This window comes from Streptococcus mitis (genome assembly GCF_005844455.1).
Lineage (GTDB): Bacteria > Bacillota > Bacilli > Lactobacillales > Streptococcaceae > Streptococcus > Streptococcus mitis_BF.
Genome location: NZ_SPGF01000043.1, coordinates 1 through 18,450 on the forward strand (window position 1 = coordinate 1; position 18,450 = coordinate 18,450).

The 18,450-nt window shown below is 35.0% G+C and carries 17 protein-coding genes and 3 pseudogenes; 15 read left to right on the plus strand and 5 right to left on the minus strand.

Going from position 1 to position 18,450, the window contains the following annotated elements; all coding sequences use genetic code 11:
• From FGQ53_RS08365 to FGQ53_RS12320, 11 genes and pseudogenes are all read left to right on the plus strand, one after another.
• Nucleotides 1-324 (plus strand): IS30 family transposase (locus tag FGQ53_RS08365; RefSeq protein WP_138337709.1); only part of this gene is annotated, 324 nt, incomplete at its 5' end.
• A gap of 27 nt (nucleotides 325-351) precedes the next feature.
• Entirely contained in the window at nucleotides 352-1,563 is a 1,212-nt protein-coding gene (locus tag FGQ53_RS08370) for a CDP-glycerol glycerophosphotransferase family protein (protein ID WP_138337712.1), read from the plus strand.
• Nucleotides 1,563-2,528 carry a glycosyltransferase gene (locus FGQ53_RS08375; RefSeq protein ID WP_138337715.1) on the plus strand — a complete coding sequence of 322 codons (966 nt, stop codon included), beginning with the start codon at nucleotides 1,563-1,565 and terminating at the stop codon, nucleotides 2,526-2,528. The genes FGQ53_RS08370 and FGQ53_RS08375 overlap by 1 nt, the downstream gene beginning before the upstream one ends.
• A 7-nt stretch (nucleotides 2,529-2,535) precedes the next feature.
• Nucleotides 2,536-3,639 (plus strand): glycosyltransferase, encoded by a 1,104-nt coding sequence (locus FGQ53_RS08380; protein WP_138337718.1) that lies wholly within the window; start codon nucleotides 2,536-2,538, stop codon nucleotides 3,637-3,639.
• An 11-nt stretch (nucleotides 3,640-3,650) separates the two neighbouring features.
• Nucleotides 3,651-4,670 carry a hypothetical protein gene (locus FGQ53_RS08385; protein WP_138337721.1) on the plus strand — a complete coding sequence of 340 codons (1,020 nt, stop codon included), beginning with the start codon at nucleotides 3,651-3,653 and terminating at the stop codon, nucleotides 4,668-4,670.
• A gap of 32 nt (nucleotides 4,671-4,702) precedes the next feature.
• The gene (locus tag FGQ53_RS08390; RefSeq protein ID WP_171019117.1) at nucleotides 4,703-6,157 is read left to right on the plus strand and encodes an O-antigen polysaccharide polymerase Wzy family protein; all 1,455 of its coding nucleotides are present in this window, start codon (nucleotides 4,703-4,705) and stop codon (nucleotides 6,155-6,157) included.
• Nucleotides 6,157-7,194, plus strand: coding sequence for a prephenate dehydratase (locus FGQ53_RS08395; RefSeq protein WP_138337727.1), 1,038 nt, complete (start codon nucleotides 6,157-6,159; stop codon nucleotides 7,192-7,194). Before FGQ53_RS08390 ends, FGQ53_RS08395 begins: the two co-directional genes overlap by 1 nt.
• 313 nt (nucleotides 7,195-7,507) lie before the next feature.
• A pseudogene (locus tag FGQ53_RS08400) lies at nucleotides 7,508-7,692 on the plus strand (hypothetical protein).
• Nucleotides 7,673-8,023: an IS66 family insertion sequence element accessory protein TnpB gene (gene tnpB / locus FGQ53_RS08405; protein ID WP_138337729.1), complete on the plus strand. Its 351-nt coding sequence runs from the start codon at nucleotides 7,673-7,675 to the stop codon at nucleotides 8,021-8,023. The pseudogene FGQ53_RS08400 and the gene tnpB overlap by 20 nt, the downstream one beginning before the upstream one ends.
• A 53-nt stretch (nucleotides 8,024-8,076) precedes the next feature.
• Complete coding sequence (locus FGQ53_RS08410; RefSeq protein WP_267472321.1) at nucleotides 8,077-8,283, plus strand: transposase; 207 nt, start codon at nucleotides 8,077-8,079, stop codon at nucleotides 8,281-8,283.
• A pseudogene (locus FGQ53_RS12320) lies at nucleotides 8,264-9,677 on the plus strand (IS66 family transposase). The gene FGQ53_RS08410 and the pseudogene FGQ53_RS12320 overlap by 20 nt, the downstream one beginning before the upstream one ends.
• A gap of 236 nt (nucleotides 9,678-9,913) precedes the next feature.
• Here FGQ53_RS12320 and FGQ53_RS08430 read toward each other — a convergent pair.
• Nucleotides 9,914-10,761 (minus strand): IS630 family transposase gene (locus tag FGQ53_RS08430; RefSeq protein WP_138337741.1). Its coding sequence is split into 2 segments (ribosomal slippage): nucleotides 9,914-10,458 and nucleotides 10,458-10,761, totalling 849 coding nucleotides; the frame shifts between segments, so codons are not numbered across the junction.
• Nucleotides 10,762-10,848: 87 nt separating this feature from the next.
• Between FGQ53_RS08430 and pcp the strand changes: the two are divergent.
• Nucleotides 10,849-11,497: pseudogene (gene pcp / locus FGQ53_RS08435) on the plus strand (pyroglutamyl-peptidase I).
• Nucleotides 11,498-11,522: 25 nt separating this feature from the next.
• Here pcp and FGQ53_RS08440 read toward each other — a convergent pair.
• The 4 genes from FGQ53_RS08440 to FGQ53_RS08460 all read right to left on the minus strand — a co-directional run bounded on the left by FGQ53_RS08440 (nucleotide 11,523) and on the right by FGQ53_RS08460 (nucleotide 13,578).
• Nucleotides 11,523-12,380 (minus strand): DUF975 family protein, encoded by an 858-nt coding sequence (locus FGQ53_RS08440; RefSeq protein WP_138337744.1) that lies wholly within the window; start codon nucleotides 12,378-12,380, stop codon nucleotides 11,523-11,525.
• Between the two features lie 333 nt (nucleotides 12,381-12,713).
• On the minus strand, nucleotides 12,714-12,977 hold the full coding sequence (locus FGQ53_RS08450; protein ID WP_000285962.1) for a type II toxin-antitoxin system RelE family toxin: 264 nt from the start codon (nucleotides 12,975-12,977) through the stop codon (nucleotides 12,714-12,716).
• Nucleotides 12,977-13,210 carry a hypothetical protein gene (locus tag FGQ53_RS08455; RefSeq protein WP_138337747.1) on the minus strand — a complete coding sequence of 78 codons (234 nt, stop codon included), beginning with the start codon at nucleotides 13,208-13,210 and terminating at the stop codon, nucleotides 12,977-12,979. The genes FGQ53_RS08450 and FGQ53_RS08455 overlap by 1 nt, the downstream gene beginning before the upstream one ends.
• Nucleotides 13,210-13,578 carry a helix-turn-helix domain-containing protein gene (locus tag FGQ53_RS08460; RefSeq protein WP_138337750.1) on the minus strand — a complete coding sequence of 123 codons (369 nt, stop codon included), beginning with the start codon at nucleotides 13,576-13,578 and terminating at the stop codon, nucleotides 13,210-13,212. Before FGQ53_RS08460 ends, FGQ53_RS08455 begins: the two co-directional genes overlap by 1 nt.
• Before the next feature lie 353 nt (nucleotides 13,579-13,931).
• Here FGQ53_RS08460 and tgt point away from each other — a divergent pair, with 353 nt between their 5' ends.
• From tgt to nagA, 3 genes are all read left to right on the plus strand, one after another.
• Nucleotides 13,932-15,074 carry a tRNA guanosine(34) transglycosylase Tgt gene (tgt, locus tag FGQ53_RS08465; protein WP_138337754.1) on the plus strand — a complete coding sequence of 381 codons (1,143 nt, stop codon included), beginning with the start codon at nucleotides 13,932-13,934 and terminating at the stop codon, nucleotides 15,072-15,074.
• Nucleotides 15,075-15,174: 100 nt separating this feature from the next.
• A complete protein-coding gene (locus FGQ53_RS08470) occupies nucleotides 15,175-16,992 on the plus strand; it encodes an acyltransferase family protein (protein WP_138337757.1) in 1,818 nt (605 codons plus the stop codon).
• A gap of 151 nt (nucleotides 16,993-17,143) precedes the next feature.
• On the plus strand, nucleotides 17,144-18,295 hold the full coding sequence (gene nagA, locus FGQ53_RS08475) for an N-acetylglucosamine-6-phosphate deacetylase (RefSeq protein ID WP_138337760.1): 1,152 nt from the start codon (nucleotides 17,144-17,146) through the stop codon (nucleotides 18,293-18,295).
• The last annotated feature ends 155 nt before the right edge of the window (nucleotides 18,296-18,450 follow it).

Below are 18,450 nucleotides of genomic sequence, written 5' to 3' on the forward strand. Positions count from 1 at the left end.
CAGCATCAAATTCTTTCCATCACGGCAGATAATGGAACGGAATTCAACCGATTGTCTGATGTGTTTTCTAAGGAACATATCTATTATGCGCACCCCTATGCCTCTTGGGAAAGGGGAACTAATGAGAATCACAACAGGCTCATTCGTAGATGGTTACCTAAAGGAACTAAGAAGACGACTCCTAAAGAAGTCGCCTTAATCGAAAATTGGATTAATAACTATCCTAAAAAATGCTTGAACTACAAGTCACCCAGAGAAGACTTCTGGATGGCTAACTTGAACTTGAAATTCGCCAAAAAGAAAATATGCTGGAACTTTATTTAACTACAGTCAATCAAATGAGGAGGAGAAATGACTAGGAATTTTTTTGAAAAATTGAGATTGATTTCTATGAAAGATATTGTATCTCTTATATTTATTTTTCCCATGGCATACTTTATTTCGTTATTCTATAGAAGCAGAAATAAAAACTTAATTTTAATATGTGAAAGTGAAAAAGAAGCTAGAGATAATGGCTATTGGTTGTTTAAATATATTAGAGAAAATCACCCAGAGGAAAATGTAATATATGTTATTGATTTGAAATCTCCTGATGCTCAAAAAGTCAAAGAGTTAGGAGAATGTATACAGTATTGGTCTTTGAGACACTGGATTTATTATCTAAGTGCAGGAGTAAATGTAAGTACACAAAAAGCAGGAAACCCTAATGCAGCTGTTTTTAATCTTATGGAAGTATATTTAGGATTAAACACCAATAAAGTATTTTTACAACATGGAATAACAGTTTCAGATGCTAAATGGCTATATTATGAAAATACAAAGATGCGTGGATTTATATGTGGAGCAGAACAAGAGTACAAGGAAATAAAGGAAAAGTTTGGTTATCCTAGTGGGTATGTACAATATTTAGGTTTTCCTAGATTTGACAACCTCCATAATAACATTGTAAAAAATAATCAAATTCTTGTAATGCCTACATGGAGAGAATGGTTAAACCTAAATACTAAAGCTAGAACTAGCTTTAATGAAGGCAGTATTTTTACAGAAAGTGAATATTTCAAAAAATGGAATGAGTTTTTATTAAGTAATGACCTGAAAACTTTTTTAGAAGAAAATGACTTAACTTTAATTTTTTATCCGCATAGAAATATGCAAAACAATCTACAAGAATTCCAAACCTCATCAAAAAATATAATATTGGCAGATTGGAAAAAATATGGTATACAAGAATTATTAAAAGAGTCAGCTTTTTTAATTACAGATTATTCAAGTGTATTTATGGACTTTGCTTATATGAGAAAGCCAGTTTTGTTTTATCAATTTGATTATAAAAAATTTAGGGAGGGTCAGTACGAAGAAGGATACTATGACTATAAAGATGGTTTCGGAAAATCAATAGATACCCTAGATGAATTAATATCAGATATTCAAAAACAATTTAATAATAAGTGGATCTTGGAAGATAGATACAAAGAAAAAATTGAAAAGTTTTTTAGAATATATGATGATCAGAATTCTAAGAGAGTATATTCGTTTATAAAAGAAATAATAGGAAAAAAATAATGAAATTAACGATAGGCATACCAGTATACAACGGAGAAAAATATATATCCCGTTGTATAGATTCTATACTCAAAGAGTATGAGAAAGCAAAAGAAAACATAGAGTTAGAATTGTTAATAGTAAACGATGGTTCAAAAGACAATAGTAAAACAATATTAAAAGAGTATAGTGATAAATTGTCATTTATAAAAGTTATAACTCAAGATAATGCAGGGATTGCTCATGTAAGAAAAGTAATTTTAGAAGAGGCTAGTGGAGATTATCTATGGTTTGTTGATGTAGATGATGAGATAGATGAAGGAGCAATAGAATTTATAGCTAATCAAAAACTAGAAGAAGTAAATATATTTGATTATCGAGTAGGATATGAGGACAGTAAATTAGAGACTATAAGTATGGGAATACAAGAAAATACTATACTTATTCCTAATAAAGAAAAGAAACTTTTCACTCTGACGAATGCTGTCTGGCATTATATATATGATTTAGAATTTTTAAGAAGAACTAAACTAACCTTTAAAAGTGGTTATTTATATGAAGATTTTGAGTTTGTGGCAAAATTATGGCCTAATGTAAGTAGGGCTAAATATTTTAATTTTAGCATATACAAATATTATTTAACAGAAGGTTCTATTATGCGTGGCGGAACTCCTATTAATAAAATAAGGGATATAGAAGGAATGTTAAACAGTGTAGAAGCCTATTATACAGAAAATTATCCAGGGGAATATAAAGAAGAGTTAGAATATTATAACTGGTACCATATGTTGTATGGTGGATACGCTAATATTTTAAGAATTGATAAAAAATCTCCCCTATTAAAAGAGTACCTTGAAAAAATAAATAAAAAATATCCTAATTGGATACACAATCAGTATTTAAAGAGTCAACCATTGAAGAGAAAAATACTTATGTATTTAATTAAATTTAATCAAAAAAGTATAGTGAAAAAGTTATTGAAATAGGTGAAATATGAGTAAAAAGAAAATTTTATTTATCACATGGTCTTTTAGTTTGGGGGGCGGAGCCGAAAAAATTTTGGAAAACATTTCCAATGGATTAAGTGATGAGTATGATATTGATGTTTTAGAGATAAATCATCGTGGTATTGGAGAAAGTAACACTAGAAAAGTCAATGTATTAAAACCTATATTCAAAAACCTAGAAAATTCCAGTTTTTTTAATAAAATTAAGTGGAAGCTATTTTTGTTTTTCCCAAAATTATTTAGATATCTAGTAACGAGTAAAAAATATGATTATGAAATAGCTTTTAATTATTTATATCCAGTTTACTTACTTAGTAATGATGTGAAAACAATATCTTGGAATCATGGAACAATCTATAATCTAAAAAACCATAAATTTTCTAGAATTAGACAAGGTAAAAAATTAAAACATGTTAACAAAATAATAAGTATATCAGAAAAAACATCAGAGTCTATTAAAGAAATTTATCCTGAATATGCTAAAAAAATAGAGCTAGTATATAATGGATACGATTTTCAAAAAATTCACACTAACTCTCTTGAAGATGTAAATATTAAATTTGAAGAGGACAGTCTGATCTATTTAGGACGTATAGAGGAAGCTAAAGGGATCAAGAGATTGTTAGAAGTTTTTAAGAATGTGGTTGAGAAAATACCTGATAAAAAATTATATTTATTAGGGAAAGGTGATTTAGAGGAATACGTTAGTAAATTTGTAGTCGACAATCATTTAGAAAAAAATGTATTTATGTTAGGGTATGTTGACAATCCATATCCATACATAAAAAAAGCATCTTATGTTGTTTTATTATCAGAAGCAGAAGGGTTTCCTACAGTTTTGGTGGAAGCGTTAGCGTTAGGAAAGGGATTTATTAGTACTCCTGTAGGGGGAACGAATGAATTATACAATTCTGAAAAATGTGGCTTTGTTTCAGACAACAATGAAGAAATTTGTAACTATCTTATAGAAGAACTTAGTAAAAAGAAGGAAGATAGATTCATTAATTCGGAAGTATGTAAGAAGTATGTTGATAAATATTCCTTAGATAAACAGATTGCCAGTATCAAAAAAATAATTAATGAACTATAGGTGAACAAATTATGGATAAAATAATAATTCCTATGAGTTATATGGGAAGTGGATCCTCAGCTGTGACAGATTTATTAAGAGAATATGAAGGAATAAACACGAAAAATTCAGACTTTGAATATGTATTTTTACATGCACCTGATGGATTATTTGATTTAGAGTATAAATTGCTTTATAATAACAATGCTATTAGGAGTGATGAAGCTGTAAAGAGTTTCAGAAAACTTATGAAAAAATTGTATATTTATGGTGGTTGGGGGATTGCTAATTATAAAGAAAAAATTTCCCAAAATTTCATGAATATAGTAGATAGTTATTTAGATTCGATAATAACGAGTAAATATCGTGGAGTATGGTATTATTATCAAAAACCATCAAAAATAGCTTGGTGTATCAGAATTATAAAGAGAGTTATATTTAAAAAAACTGCAAAATTAAAACAAGTACAATTAGAAATGAGTATGGTATCTTCGGATGACTTTTATGAAAAAAGTAGACAGTTTATTGTTGATGTTATAAAACAAATATCCGATACAGAAGAGAATATAGTACTAGACCAACTTTTATTACCTCAGAATCTTAATTTAATAGATAACTATAAAATTGATGGTTTACTTCCAATAATTGTTTCAAGAGACCCAAGAGATGTATTTATCATGAATAAGTACTTTTGGAAGCCAAGAAATCAAGAGGTGCCATACCCAACCGATGTTAAGACATTTTGTAATTATTACAAAATGATGAGAGAAAATGAGAAAAAAACAAATACTTTAGCACTAAGATTAAATTTTGAAGATTTAGTTTTACATTATGAAGAAACAAAAGAAAAAATAGAAAACTTCATAGGTATAGATGGTATCCATCACAAAGAAAAATTTAGGTATTTCAATCCGAATATATCTGTGAATAATTTACAAGTTTACAATAGAGATGTTAATTATATGCCGGAAGTAGAGGTTATAGAATCAGAACTATCGGAATACTTATATAATTTTAAGAATGATATTATTTCTAATGGGGATGTATTTTAAGTTAGTACACATAGGAATGAGGTGAGTATTTGATAATAGAATGGAAAAAAGTGTATTATTTAATTACGCTATTTAGCTATGCTGTAACTATTTTTTTAGGAATTATATATATATATGATGATTCAATTGTAACCTTATTGTCAACTTTAGTTATGCTTATTGTTAGTAGTACTTTATATTGTTTTAACAATATAAAGTACTATATAATCCATCTTATTTTTTACATTACAATATTTCTTTTTTTGGTTTCTAGACCAACAATCGATTATTTTAAATATGGACTAATAAATACTTATCAAGAAGATGTTTATAGATTTTCGTTTTTAGCTGTTATAATTTCTATTATCGGCATAACTATAGGAGGTCTTTTAGTTTCTAAAAGAGAAAATAAATTAAAAGAAGAGATTAAAACCCTCAAAAATAAGCGATTTATAGATAGTGTGCGGAAAGTATCGTTATCAGTATTTTTGTTCTCGTATCCATTTTACTTAGTAAGAATAATCGAAAGATTAATGTACAGATTAAATGTTTCATATTATGAATATTATGCTGATTTCAAAAGTGAGTTACCTTATTTTACCTATACCTTATCTACATTTGTAGTTTATGCTATGTGTATATATCTAGCTACAAAACCAAATAAACGTCATTCTACAATAGTGTTAGGCCTCTTTGTTACTGCAAATGTATTCAATCTTTTAATAGGAACAAGAAACCCATTTGTACTAAGTTTGATTTTTTCATTTGTTTATTTTTTTGTGAGAAATCAGACAGAAAAAGGTGTTTGGATAGGTGTAAAAGAAAAATCTATGCTGTATATAGGGACACCTATCATGATGCTTATTATGGGCTTCTTGAATTATGCCCGTGATGGACAAGGTATTGGGAATATGAGTATAGCTGAGTTATTGGTGGATTTTATCTACAAACAAGGTACAAGTTTTGGTGTTTTAGCCAGAGGATACTTGTATGGAAGTAATTTACCGATAAAAGAATTTAGAAACTACACATTTAGCCCCATAATTGAGTATATAACAAAGGGGAATTTGGGAGTTTTATTCGGTGGTAAACCTTTCCTTAGTGACAATAATAGTATAGAATTGGCGCTTGAAAGCAATAGATATGCTCATAATATCTCATACATAGTTTTAAAAAAAGACTATTTAGCTGGCCATGGTATAGGTGGAAGCTATATAATGGAAATGTATACTGACTATGGTATGATTGGCATATTTTTGCTGAGTATTTTAATGGGTATGTGCTTCATATTGATGATGAGAACAGCTTATAAATCAAGGATACTATTATTTAGCATTACATTATTGATTTTAAATAATTTATTCTTTATGCCGAGAAGTAACTTTACAGAGAGTTTCTTTAATGTATTTACATTGCAATATTGGGGAATAGTCATAGTTATCTTTTTTGGAGCAGGTCTTATAAACAGAAAAGTAAAATACGTAGTTGATAATAAAGGAGATATATAGTGTTTGATAATTATTCAGTTGCAGATTTATTTGCAAATATTTACAAAAAAAGGGTATTAAACCTACTTTCGTTAATCGTTCTATTTCTTGTTTTAGCGCTTCCATATTCTTATAGGGCACTAACTACAAAATCTGTTGTAAAAGATACAAGTAACTACTCTACTTATCTATCTTATAAGATAACAGCACCGGAACAAGAAAATACGAGATTTAATAATAATACAGCTGGAGGATATAGTGATTTCTACGGTCGTTTAATTCAAGCAAATTTAAATGGTGCTTATTTATTTAACGACCAATCAGAAGAGGTTATTAAAGAAATAGCTTCAGAATTGGGAACAACAGAGGTTACACTTAAAAACTCAAATTTTGATTTCTGGAGTAAAAAGATTGAGCTAAATTTCTTATTAAATAATGCTGGGGTTACCGTAAAAATACTAACACCAAGTAAATTAGCTAATGATATTATTGAACAAAAATTAGATTATTTAATTGATAAGTATAAACAGACATACTCAGGTGTAATAATAGAAAAATTGGATACAGTTTATTCAAAAGAACTTGAAAAAAATGACAGGGAATCTGGAGTAAGTAAAACTACTATATTAATGCGTTTGATCGTACTTGGTATTGGCTCTTTGATTTTAGTAATATTTGTAAACATAGCTTTGTATATTTTTAATCCAACTATTAATAGAGTTGGGGACTTTGAAAAATATGGTGTCGATTTTGTAGTAAAAATAGATAATATTGATAATTTTAGAGATATTATACAATATAAGAATAAAGATAAGAACTTACTATTAGTAGGAACAAATATGAAAGTTATGGATAAATTTTCTAAAGAGTTTGCTAAAGTATTGCCAGAAAATATTGTTATTGGAAATATAAGTAACATTAAGTATATACTAGATTCTGATAACATTTTATTTGTAGAAGAATTCGGTATTACTAGATATAAAAATTTTGAAGAACAGCTCCAAGTAATTAAAAACCTAAACAAAAATGTTCTAGGTGTGGCCACATATAATTTGTAGATTATGTCAAATTAAAGGAAAGTATGACCTTGAATTGTCGGCTCTATGCTATTTGTAGTGGGTAAATCCCCTATAGATAGCACGGAGCCTCTTTTCTTGTATAGTATAGTCATTTAGTTGGTAAGCGCATCATAACAAGGTATCTCTATCATTCATGGCGCTCCTCCTGTATACTATAGTAGATTGAAATAAGATGTGACCAAATTGATTAGGAAAGTCAAATTAATGTATAGAAATATTTTAGCAACTATGGCGTACTATTCTAGATTCAATCTACTATATTAGTAAAGTAAAACTATTGGAGGATATTTTAATGCCACAACCTATTGTTCCTGTAGAGATTACGCAATCTCGTCGTTTTGATTCTAAAAGAGAAATGATATTCTGCTTAAAATTCGTATTGGCAAGCTTGAACTAAGTTTTTTTCAATCTCTCAATCTCGAAATGATAGAACAGCTTTTGGATAAGGTGTTGCTCTATGACAATTCATCTATCTAGCCTAGGGCAGGTCTATCTCGTATGTGGGAAAACGGATATGAGGCAAGGCATTGATTCACTGGCTTATCTCGTTAAAACCCACTTTGAATTGGATCCTTTCTCAGGTCAAGTCTTTCTCTTTTGTGGTGGACGTAAAGACCGCTTTAAAGCTCTTTACTGGGATGGTCAAGGATTTTGGCTACTTTATAAACGCTTTGAGAATGGTAAACTGACTTGGCCAAGTGCAGAAAAGGATGTCAAAGCTCTCACGCCTGAACAAGTAGATTGGCTTATGAAGGGCTTTTCTATCACTCCCCAAATAAATTCATCAGAAAGTCGTGATTTCTATTGAAATGAGGACTTTCTTTTTAGTATAATAAAGTTAGAAAACAAGGAGGGAAGCCCATGGAAGAATTATTGAAAATCATTCAACAACAGAGTGCTACAATTGATAGTCTCACCAATGAACTTGCCCTTCTTCGTGAACAAGTGGCTTATCTGACTCAAAAGCTCTATGGAAAATTCTCTGAGAAAAGTGTTTGCCCCTCTGGACAACTCAACCTTTTTGAGGAAGAGTCTCCATCTGAGGAAGATGGAGATGTTCCCAGTTGAAACAGAGGAAATTACCTACAAACGTAAAAAATCTAAAGGGAAACGCCAAGCTCTTCTTGCCCAATTTGATTCAGAAGAAGTTCATCATCAAGTAGAAGAGAGCATTTGCCCTGATTGTCAGGGAGAGCTAAAAGAGATTGGAGCGACCCTTCAACGACAAGAATTGGTCTTTATTCCTGCGCAATTAAAACGAATAGATCATATCCAACACGCTTATAAGTGTCAAGCATGCAGTGAGACAAATCCGAGTGATAAAATTGTGAAAGCTCCTATTCCTAAAGCCCCTTTGGCGCATAGCCTTGGCTCAGCTTCTATTATCGCTCACACCATCCATTAGAAGTTTAATCTGAAGGTACCCAATTATCGCCAAGAAGATTGGGCTAAGATGGGTTTACCAATCACACGTAAAGAAATATCTAATTGGCATATCAAGGAGAGTCAATACTATTTAGAGTCCCTTTATAATCTTTTGCGAGAAAAGTTGTTAGAACAACCTCTTCTTCATGCGAATGAAACCTCTTATTGGGTCTTAGAAAGTGATAGTCAGCTGACTTACTATTGGACTTTTTTGTCTGGGAAAGCTGAGAAGCAAGGGATCACGCTTTACCACCATAATCAGCGTCGGAGTGGTTTAGTAGTACAAGAATTCCTAGGAGATTATTCTGGATATGTGCATTGTGATATGTTGCGGCAGTAACTTAGGACTTTAGTCCTCTAGTTCTGCCTATGGGATAGCAGTCCAAGGTTTAGGAGCAAAGCGACGCTAAGCTTGGTAAACTGCGAACCCCTCGTCTGCTTATCGTCAACTGGAAGAAGCTGAACTTGTTGGTTGTTGGGCGTATGTGAGAAGAAAGTTTTTTGAAGCCACCCCCAAGCAAGCAGATAAATCATCGTTAGGTGCCAAAGGTTTAGCTTATTGTGATCAGCTATTTTCTTTGGAAGGAGGCTGGGAATCCTTGTCAGCTGATGAACGACTACAGAGACGTCAAGAAAAGCTCCAGCCCTTAATGGAAGACTTCTTTGTTTGGTGCCGACATCAGTCAGTTTTACTTGGTTCAAAACTAGGAAGGGCAATTGAATATAGTCTCAAGTATGAAGAAACCTTTAAGACAATTTTGAAAGACGGGCCTCTCGTCCTTTCCAATAATCTAGCTGAACGCGCCATTAAATCATTGGTTATGGGACGTAAAAATTGGTTGTTTTCTCCAAGTTTTGAAGGAGCTAAAGCAACAGCTATTATTATGAGCTTGTTGGAAACAGCTAAACGTCATCAATTAAATAGCGAGAAATATCTATCCTATCTTCTAGAATGTCTTCCAAACGAGGAGGCTCTCGTTAACAAAGAGGTTTTAGAGGCTTATTTACCATGGACTAAAGTTGTACAAGAAAAGTGAAAATAAGAAATCTCCAGATTAGAAACTATCCGTGAGTTCTCTAGTCTGGAGATTTTTCAATATATAGTCAATTGAAACAAGAACAAGACAAAAGAACCTCGTAAAAAGTATTGCAACTTGGTAATATAGTAGATTGAAACAAGATGTGAACAAATTTATTGGGAAATTTAAACTAATTTATAGAAATATTTTAGCATCTGTAGTGTACTGCTCTAGTTTCAATAAACCATATATAGTCAATTGAAACAAGAACAAGACAAAAGAGCCTCGGAAAAAGTATTGCAACTTGGTAATACCTTTTTGAGGTGCTTTTTGATATGAGCCCATGTTTTCTCAATAGGATTGTACTCAGGTGAGTAGGGAGGAAGAGGTAACAGTTTATGCCCAAACTCTTCACACAAGAGTTCTAGCTTACCCATTCTATGGAATCTTGCATTATCCATAATAATAACTGATGGTGTGTTTAATGTTGGTAAGAGAAACTTCTGAAACCAAGCTTCAAAAAAGTCGCTCGTCATCGTCTCTTCGTAGGTCATTGGAGCGATTAACTCACCATTTGTTAGCCCTGCAACCAAAGAAATCCTCTGATATCTTCTTCCAGATACTTTACCTCTTATTAACTGGCCTTTTAATGAGCGACCATATTCTCGATAAAAATAAGTATCAAATCCTGTTTCATCAATATAAACAGGTGCTAGGTGCTTTAAACTATTAAAATTCTTAAGAAATAAAGCTACTTTTTCTGGGTTTTGTTCATAGTAGGTGTGGTTCTTTTTTTTAGAGTGTAGCCCATAGCTTTGAGAGCATAGTGGATAGTAGTTGGATGACAGCCAAATTCAGAAGCTAATTCAGTCAAATAAGCGTCTGGATTGTCAGTAAGATAGTTTTTAAGTCTATCTCTATCAACTTTTCTTGGTTTTGTTCCTTTCACTTGATGGTTTAGCTCTCCTGTTTTCTCTTTTAGCTTTAACCAGCCATAAATGGTATTACGTGAGATTTGGAAAACGTGTGATACTTCTGTTATACTACCTGTTCGCTCACAATAGGCGAGAACTTTTTTACGAAAATCTATTGAATATGCCATAAGAATATTATACCACATTGTGTACTATTTTTGGTTCATTTTACTTTAAGAAAAGAATCTCATGGAATCGTTTGTAAGGAGTTGAAAATGAAAGTATTAGTGACAGATTTTGAGCCCTTTGGAGGGGAAAAGGTTAATCCAGCCTTGGAGGCCATTAAAGGTTTACCAGCTGAAATCCATGGTGCTGAGGTCCGTTGGCTAGAAGTGCCGACAGTCTTTCACAAATCGGCCCATGTATTGGAAGAAGAGATGAACTGTTATCAACCTGACTTTGTCCTTTGTATTGGTCAAGCAGGTGGAAGATCTAGTTTGACACCTGAACGAGTGGCCATTAATCAAGACGATGCACGGATTCCTGATAATGAAGGCAATCAACCGATTGATCTTCCTATTCGTCCAGATGGTGCTGCGGGCTACTTTAGTAGTCTACCGATTAAAGCGATGGTTCAAGCTATAAAAAAAGAGGGATTACCGGCCTCTGTTTCCAATACGGCGGGGACTTTTGTCTGTAACCATTTGATGTATCAGGCCCTCTATTTGGTAGAAAAGAAATTTCCACATGTTAAGACAGGTTTTATGCATATTCCTTATATGATGGAACAGGTGGTGGGTGCATAGGCCGACTACTCCAGCTATGAGTTTAGTGGACATTAGGCGAGGGATAGAAGCGGCAATCCGCGCTATTATCGAATATGGGGATCAGGATCTCAAGTTGGTAGGCGGAGAAACTCATTGATAGAAAAAAGCTTGAGGGAAAACCTTCAAGCTTTTGGACGTTTTCTAGCTAGTACAGCTCGGTAGAAAATTATTTTATTGATTTGAATATAGGGAAGAAGTGAAAAACTAGCAATTCCGAAGGTAATCCAATTGAGGAAGTACCAAGGAAGGAGTTGTAAGTCTAGGACAAAACGCTGAAACTTGTAACCTTTCATCAGGAAGTGGCTGGTTTTAAGGATTTGTCCTGGTCTAGCTTGTCCTAAGTCGAGAGTGTCACATAGGAGAAATTCCACCTGTGAATAGGCATAGTATTGTGGAATATAGAGACTATTTCCGACAATCATCAAGAAGATACTTGCTAGAAAGTAAAGACCAAAGGTCATGAGGAAGCGCTCGGTTTCAATTGACGAGAGATCCAGATTAGGAAACTCAGGGTGAAGGATAACGAATTTCTTTGCTAAAAAGCTACTGTAAAAGAGGAAGTAAATCCCGAGTAAACTAGGAATGCTCCATAAAAGGAGATAGAAACGTTTGAGAAGGAGAGTCAAAAAGGTTTGTGAAAAGTGCTCTTCATTAAAGAGAGTGAGACTATTTTTGATTGATAGTTCTGTATCGGGATTCTTGATGAGTTTCAGCGTTGTATAAACTGAACTGGTCAGGAGAATCGTTCCGATAAAGGAGACTAATAGTGGAAAAAGGTAGGCTTGGAATACATGACTAAGCACGCTTAAAAAGGATTGCTCTAAAATAGCCTCGTTGATACGCTCTAAGGGATTGAGGAAGCCAGACAAGATGACCAGCATGCTAGGTAAGAGATAGACGAGAAAGAGGCGGGAATTTTCAGCCTGAAATTGTCTGGCTTGCAGACGAATGGTTTTTAAATCAATTTTTGGGTATTTCATTCTCTCATTATACCATAAATAGTACATAGCTTGCTAATCCTTTGAAATCAGTAGGGTTCTAGCGTGTTAACCAAAAGCCATCCCCTACTATTATTCGTAAAGATATAATTCGAATCATGTTTGTAAGGCACACCAGCTTGGAAATATTCTTTTATTTGCTGACGTTTCCAGAGTTTCAAAACATTCAGCGTTTCATAGTCTAAAGTGATAATCCTCTTACTTCTTTTGGATTTGTTGTTCAGGAGCCAAACTGTGCCAGTTTCAACCGTCGAAGAGACAAAGCTCTACTTGATATTCTTCGCAGAGTTTAGCGAGTGTCATAGTTCTCCTTCGTTATTTATAAACATCTCTGCGGTGGGCGATTTCCACGGCTAGGACGACTAGTTTATCGTCTTGGATATCACAGATGATGCGGTAATTCTCTACTCTGTATCGCCAGTAACCTGCAAGGTTGGCTTTTAGTGCTTTTCCGTGTTGTCGTGGATTGGTCGTGTTTTCAATGTTTTTAGCAAGCCAGGATAGGATTTGTTTTCTGGTTGGGGTATCTAGTTTTTTAAGTTGCTTGAGAGCTTTTTTATCAATATCTAGCCGATACATTAAGCAATATCCTCTCGAGTTAGTCCTAGTTCATCCAAGACATCATCCATGGTATAAGTAACTGGGTCGGCTAGGTACTCCATATAGGCTTGGTCAGCTGCTCGTGCGTCTTCGATATCTTCCATGAGTTCCATGAAGTCGTCAAAATCCATGGTCGTTGTGTCGATACCGTGTTTGGTTAGGTAGTCCGTGATGTAGGAATTTTTTTCTGTGAAGTTGATAGTGATAGTCATTAGCGTTCTCCTTTGCTTTTGAAGTGGGCGGATAGGACGGATATGATGAAGTCAATATCATCTTCATTTAGTGGTTTTCCGTCAAATAACATAGTATTGGTTGCTGCCTTGCGTAAGTCTATAATTTGTCCATTTACTTGAGCAAATTCATGACTCCCAGCGATAGCAGGGGTATCTGTTCGTCCGAGCAGGTAGTCGGTGGATACATTGAAGTAGTCAGCGATTTCTGAAATTCTTTCAGTGGATGGTTTTGAATTTTTTAGATTATAAATAGTATTCTTACTGTAACCAAGTTTTTCTTCCAATGAATTTATTGAAAGTCCTTGCTTTTTGGCAAGTTCTTTAATTCTGTCAAATGTCTGAAACATTGATTTGTCAACCTTTCTGAGAATATGACAAAAACATTTAATATTTCTCATTAAAAAATAGAAAAGTTGATTCGAGGCATTAAAATAGTTTTTGTAAGTTAATGAGTTAGTAAAAAACGAAGTCAAAACTTATCTAAAAATAAATAGCTTTGGCGAGCGAATAAGTTGATAGATGTAATGTTTTATCAAGTTTTTTAATTATGCTTTCATTTTAATGATATACATTAAATTTGTCAAGCATTTTATACCATAGTTCGTGACAGTTCCAGCTTTTTTTGATAAAATCATACAAGTATGCTCTTGGGCACAAAGTATGAACTGGGACTGTTTTTCCCAGCTTCGGAGGTAAAAAAATGTCAGATTCACCAATCAAATACCGTTTGATTAAGAAAGAAAAACATACGGGAGCTCGTCTGGGAGAAATCATCACCCCTCACGGTACCTTCCCGACACCTATGTTTATGCCAGTTGGCACTCAGGCCACTGTCAAAACCCAGTCACCTGAAGAATTGAAGGAGATGGGTTCAGGGATTATCCTATCAAACACCTATCATCTCTGGCTTCGACCTGGAGACGAACTCATTGCACGCGCAGGCGGTCTCCACAAGTTTATGAACTGGGACCAACCAATCTTGACAGATAGTGGTGGTTTCCAGGTTTATTCCCTAGCTGATAGTCGTAATATCACAGAAGAAGGGGTAACCTTTAAAAACCATCTAAATGGTTCTAAGATGTTCTTGTCTCCAGAGAAGGCTATTTCTATTCAGAACAATCTGGGCTCAGACATCATGATGTCTTTTGACGAATGTCCTCAGTTTTATCAACCTTACGACTACGTTAAGAAATCAATCGAGCGTACTAGCCGTTGGGCTGAGCGTGGTTTGAAGGCTCACCGTCGTCCACATGATCAAGGTTTGTTTGGAATTGTACAGGGTTCGGGATTTGAAGACCTTCGCCGTCAGTCAGCTCACGACCTTGTCAGCATGGATTTTCCAGGCTACTCTATCGGTGGTTTGGCAGTGGGAGAAACGCATGAGGAAATGAATGCAGTCTTGGACTTCACAACCCAACTTCTCCCAGAAAACAAACCTCGCTACCTGATGGGAGTGGGGGCACCAGATAGCTTAATTGATGGGGTTATTCGTGGGGTAGATATGTTTGACTGTGTTTTACCTACTCGTATCGCTCGTAACGGAACTTGTATGACCAGTCAAGGTCGTTTGGTTGTCAAAAATGCTCAGTTTGCTGAGGACTTTACGCCACTGGATCCTGAGTGTGATTGCTACACATGTAAGAACTATACACGCGCTTATCTTCGTCACCTGCTCAAGGCTGATGAAACCTTTGGTATCCGCTTGACGAGTTATCACAATCTTTACTTCTTGCTTAACCTGATGAAGCAAGTGCGACAAGCCATCATGGATGACAATCTCTTGGAATTCCGTGAGTATTTTGTTGAAAAATATGGCTATAATAAATCAGGACGTAATTTCTAAAATGGAATTGATATAAGCTAAAAATCCTAAGTTTTCTCTTGGGATTTTTCTTCTTTTTTTGATAGAATAAAGTGTACAATGAAAGGAAGAATAAACTCGTATGCGCATTAAATGGTTTTCCTTGATTAGGATTACAGGTTTACTTTTTGTACTCTTGTATCACTTCTTTCAGACCATCTTTCCTGGAGGATTTTTCGGGGTAGATGTCTTTTTCACATTTTCAGGTTTCCTGATTACAGCTCTACTCATCGAAGAATTTTCTAAGAATCGTGAGATTGATTTGGTAGGATTTTTTAGGAGACGTTTTTATCGGATTGTGCCACCTGTGGTTTTGATGGTCTTGGTGACCATGCCCTTTACCTTCTTAGTTCGACAAGATTATGTAGCTGGAATTGGTGGCCAGATTGTGGGTGTATTAGGCTTTATGACTAACTTCTATGAACTTCTAACAGGTGGGAGTTATGAATCACAGTTCATTCCTCATTTGTTTGTTCATAATTGGAGCTTGGCCGTTGAGGTTCACTACTATATTCTTTGGGGATTGGCAGTTTGGTTCTTATCCAAACAGGCTAAATCAAATGGTCAGTTGAGAGGGATGGTCTTTCTCTTATCTGCTGTTGCCTTCTTGATTAGCTTCTTCTCCATGTTTATTGGTAGTTTTCTAGTAACCTCTTATTCCTCTGTTTACTTCTCTAGTTTAACTCATGTCTATCCATTCTTTTTGGGAAGTGTGTTAGCAACGATTGTAGGTGTTCGTCAGACGACTTCTCTCGTCAAGCAGTTGGATAAAATCTGGGATTTACGAAAGATCCTATTGGTTTTTGCAGGAGGTTTTGCCTTCTTACTCATTTTGACCTTCTTTGTCAAATTCACCTATCTTTTTGCCTATCTTATCGGCTTTTTACTTGCCAGTCTTGCAGCCCTTGCTATGATATTGGCAGCGCGTGTCTTACATGAAAAGACTCCTCATATAAAGGAACCAAAGATTATCAGCTTTTTAGCAGATACTAGCTATGCAGTTTATCTCTTCCATTGGCCGTTCTATATCATTTTCTCGCAGTTGACATCAAATTTTCTTGCTGTCTTACTGACTTTGATTTTTTCTTATGGATTTGCCAGTCTGTCATTTTATGTGTTGGAACCTTGGATTGCAGGAAAGAACACACCTATTATACAAACTCTTCGTCCCCTGCCTTATATCCATACAATCCTTGCAACAGGTACAGGAATCTTGACCATCATTGTCTGTACGGTGATCTTGTTGGCACCACAAGTCGGAGCTTTTGAGACAGATTTAATTGTCAATGGCTTGAAGCAAGCTGCAACAAATATTGGCCAGACCAAGGTGATGGCAGAACGGGCAGATGCAAATAGTTTGGGAATTGCTGATGGCACTATGTTAATTGGTGACTCAGTGGCTCTAAGGGCCAATACAGCTTTGCAGACAGCCCTTCCTGGAGCACAGATTAATGCGCAGGTCAGCAGAACAACTAAGAATGCCAATGAAATCATGCTAAACAATAGCCAGAATAAATTTTTACCTAAGATGGTTGTCATTGCGACTGGGGTAAATAACCCTGAAAATTACAAGGATGACTGGGATAGTATCGTGAAAAATCTTCCTAAGGGACACCATATGATTTTGGTGACTCCTTATGAGGGAGATAAGACAAAAGAGACCTATGCCATCGTTGAGAAGGTTGCTGCCTATATGAGAGAATTGGCAGAGAAGACTCCTTATATCACGATAGCAGATTGGAATCAAGCTGCTAAGGAACATCCAGAAATTTGGACTGGAACAGACCAAGTCCATTTTGGAAGTGACACTAGCAAAATTGAAGCAGGAGCTAAATTGTATGCAGATACCATTGCTACAGCTTTGCAAACAGCTCAAGACAAACCAGTCAAATCAAAATAACTTGTATTAAAAAGAGAAGAGTTGGAGAAATCCAGCTCTTTTAAAATTTCTCTAGAAAATAGGTCTATACCATTTACAAATAAAAAAGAAAGGTTTATAATGTAATTGACATAATAAATTGTAGAATCAATTTTTTAAGGAGGTTAACATTATGCCTAACTATATTAAAGCGGATCAGTTTTTCTACCCACACGGAGTTCGTAGTGGCGGTTACTTGGAACTTGTGGATGGCAAGTTTGGCAAACATGTAGAACAGATTCCTGAAGGAGCTGAGGTGATTGACTATACCGGTTATAGCATTGCTCCAGGACTTGTAGATACTCATATTCATGGATTTGGTGGTGTCGATGTCATGGATAATAACATCGAAGGAACCCTTCATACCATGAGTGAAGGATTGCTTAGCACGGGCGTTACTAGTTTCTTGCCAACCACTTTGACCTCATCTTATGAGCAATTGCTTGCGGTAACTGAAAATATCGGTGCTCGTTATCAGGAAGCAAGTGGAGCTAAGATTCGGGGAATCTATTTTGAAGGGCCTTATTTCACAGAGAAATACAAGGGTGCTCAAAATCCTGCCTACATGAAAGATCCTCGTATGGATGAGTTTCGTGCTTGGCAAAAAGCAGCTAATGGCTTGCTTAATAAAATTGCTCTTGCGCCAGAGCGTGAAGGTGTAGAAGACTTTGTTCGTACGATTACGGGAGAAGGCGTAACGGTTGCTCTTGGACATTCAAATGCGACTTTTGATGAGGCCAAAAAAGCAGTGGATGCTGGAGCAAGCGTTTGGGTACATGCCTACAACGGAATGCGTGGGTTGACTCACCGTGAGCTCGGTATGGTGGGAGCCATGTATGAATTGCCACATACTTACGCAGAATTAATTTGTGATGGTCACCATGTAGATCCAAAGGCCTGTGATATTTTGCTCAAACAAAAAGGAACTGAAAATATCGCCCTTATCACAGACTGTATGACAGCTGGTGGCTTGGAAGATGGAGATTACATGTTGGGAGAATTCCCCGTAGTTGTTGCCAATGGAACTGCTCGCCTCAAATCTACAGGCAATTTGGCAGGTTCTATCCTCAAACTCAAAGATGGTTTGAAAAATGTGGTCGAATGGGGAATTGCGAATCCGCATGAAGCAGTCATGATGGCCAGCCTCAACCCAGCAAAATCTGTTCACATCGATGATGTCTGTGGCCAAATCCGTGAAGGTTATGACGCTGACTTTATCGTACTAGATAAAGATTTGGAATTAGTAGCAACCTACTTAGACGGTGTGAAACGTTATCAAGCCTAAGAAGATAAAAATAGGGGTCAATAAAGGACAATGTCATTAAGTTAAGAAATTCAAATACAATTCTGTATTTGGGTTTCTTTTTTATGTGATAAACTTATAGTTAAGGAGGGATTTCCCATGATAAAACAGATAAAAGCCCACTTGAATAAGAGTAT

What these genes read in the sequence shown, in the direction of transcription:
- FGQ53_RS08370 (WP_138337712.1), top strand. Translation starts at nt 352, where the DNA reads ATGACTAGGAATTTTTTTGAAAAATTGAGATTGATTTCTATGAAAGAT.
- FGQ53_RS08375 (WP_138337715.1), top strand. Translation starts at nt 1,563, where the DNA reads ATGAAATTAACGATAGGCATACCAGTATACAACGGAGAAAAATATATA.
- FGQ53_RS08380 (WP_138337718.1), top strand. Translation starts at nt 2,536, where the DNA reads ATGAGTAAAAAGAAAATTTTATTTATCACATGGTCTTTTAGTTTGGGG.
- FGQ53_RS08385 (WP_138337721.1), top strand. Translation starts at nt 3,651, where the DNA reads ATGGATAAAATAATAATTCCTATGAGTTATATGGGAAGTGGATCCTCA.
- tnpB (WP_138337729.1), top strand. Translation starts at nt 7,673, where the DNA reads ATGACAATTCATCTATCTAGCCTAGGGCAGGTCTATCTCGTATGTGGG.
- FGQ53_RS08410 (WP_267472321.1), top strand. Translation starts at nt 8,077, where the DNA reads ATGGAAGAATTATTGAAAATCATTCAACAACAGAGTGCTACAATTGAT.
- FGQ53_RS08440 (WP_138337744.1), bottom strand. Translation starts at nt 12,380, where the DNA reads ATGAAATACCCAAAAATTGATTTAAAAACCATTCGTCTGCAAGCCAGA.
- FGQ53_RS08450 (WP_000285962.1), bottom strand. Translation starts at nt 12,977, where the DNA reads ATGTATCGGCTAGATATTGATAAAAAAGCTCTCAAGCAACTTAAAAAA.
- FGQ53_RS08455 (WP_138337747.1), bottom strand. Translation starts at nt 13,210, where the DNA reads ATGACTATCACTATCAACTTCACAGAAAAAAATTCCTACATCACGGAC.
- FGQ53_RS08460 (WP_138337750.1), bottom strand. Translation starts at nt 13,578, where the DNA reads ATGTTTCAGACATTTGACAGAATTAAAGAACTTGCCAAAAAGCAAGGA.
- tgt (WP_138337754.1), top strand. Translation starts at nt 13,932, where the DNA reads ATGTCAGATTCACCAATCAAATACCGTTTGATTAAGAAAGAAAAACAT.
- FGQ53_RS08470 (WP_138337757.1), top strand. Translation starts at nt 15,175, where the DNA reads ATGCGCATTAAATGGTTTTCCTTGATTAGGATTACAGGTTTACTTTTT.
- nagA (WP_138337760.1), top strand. Translation starts at nt 17,144, where the DNA reads ATGCCTAACTATATTAAAGCGGATCAGTTTTTCTACCCACACGGAGTT.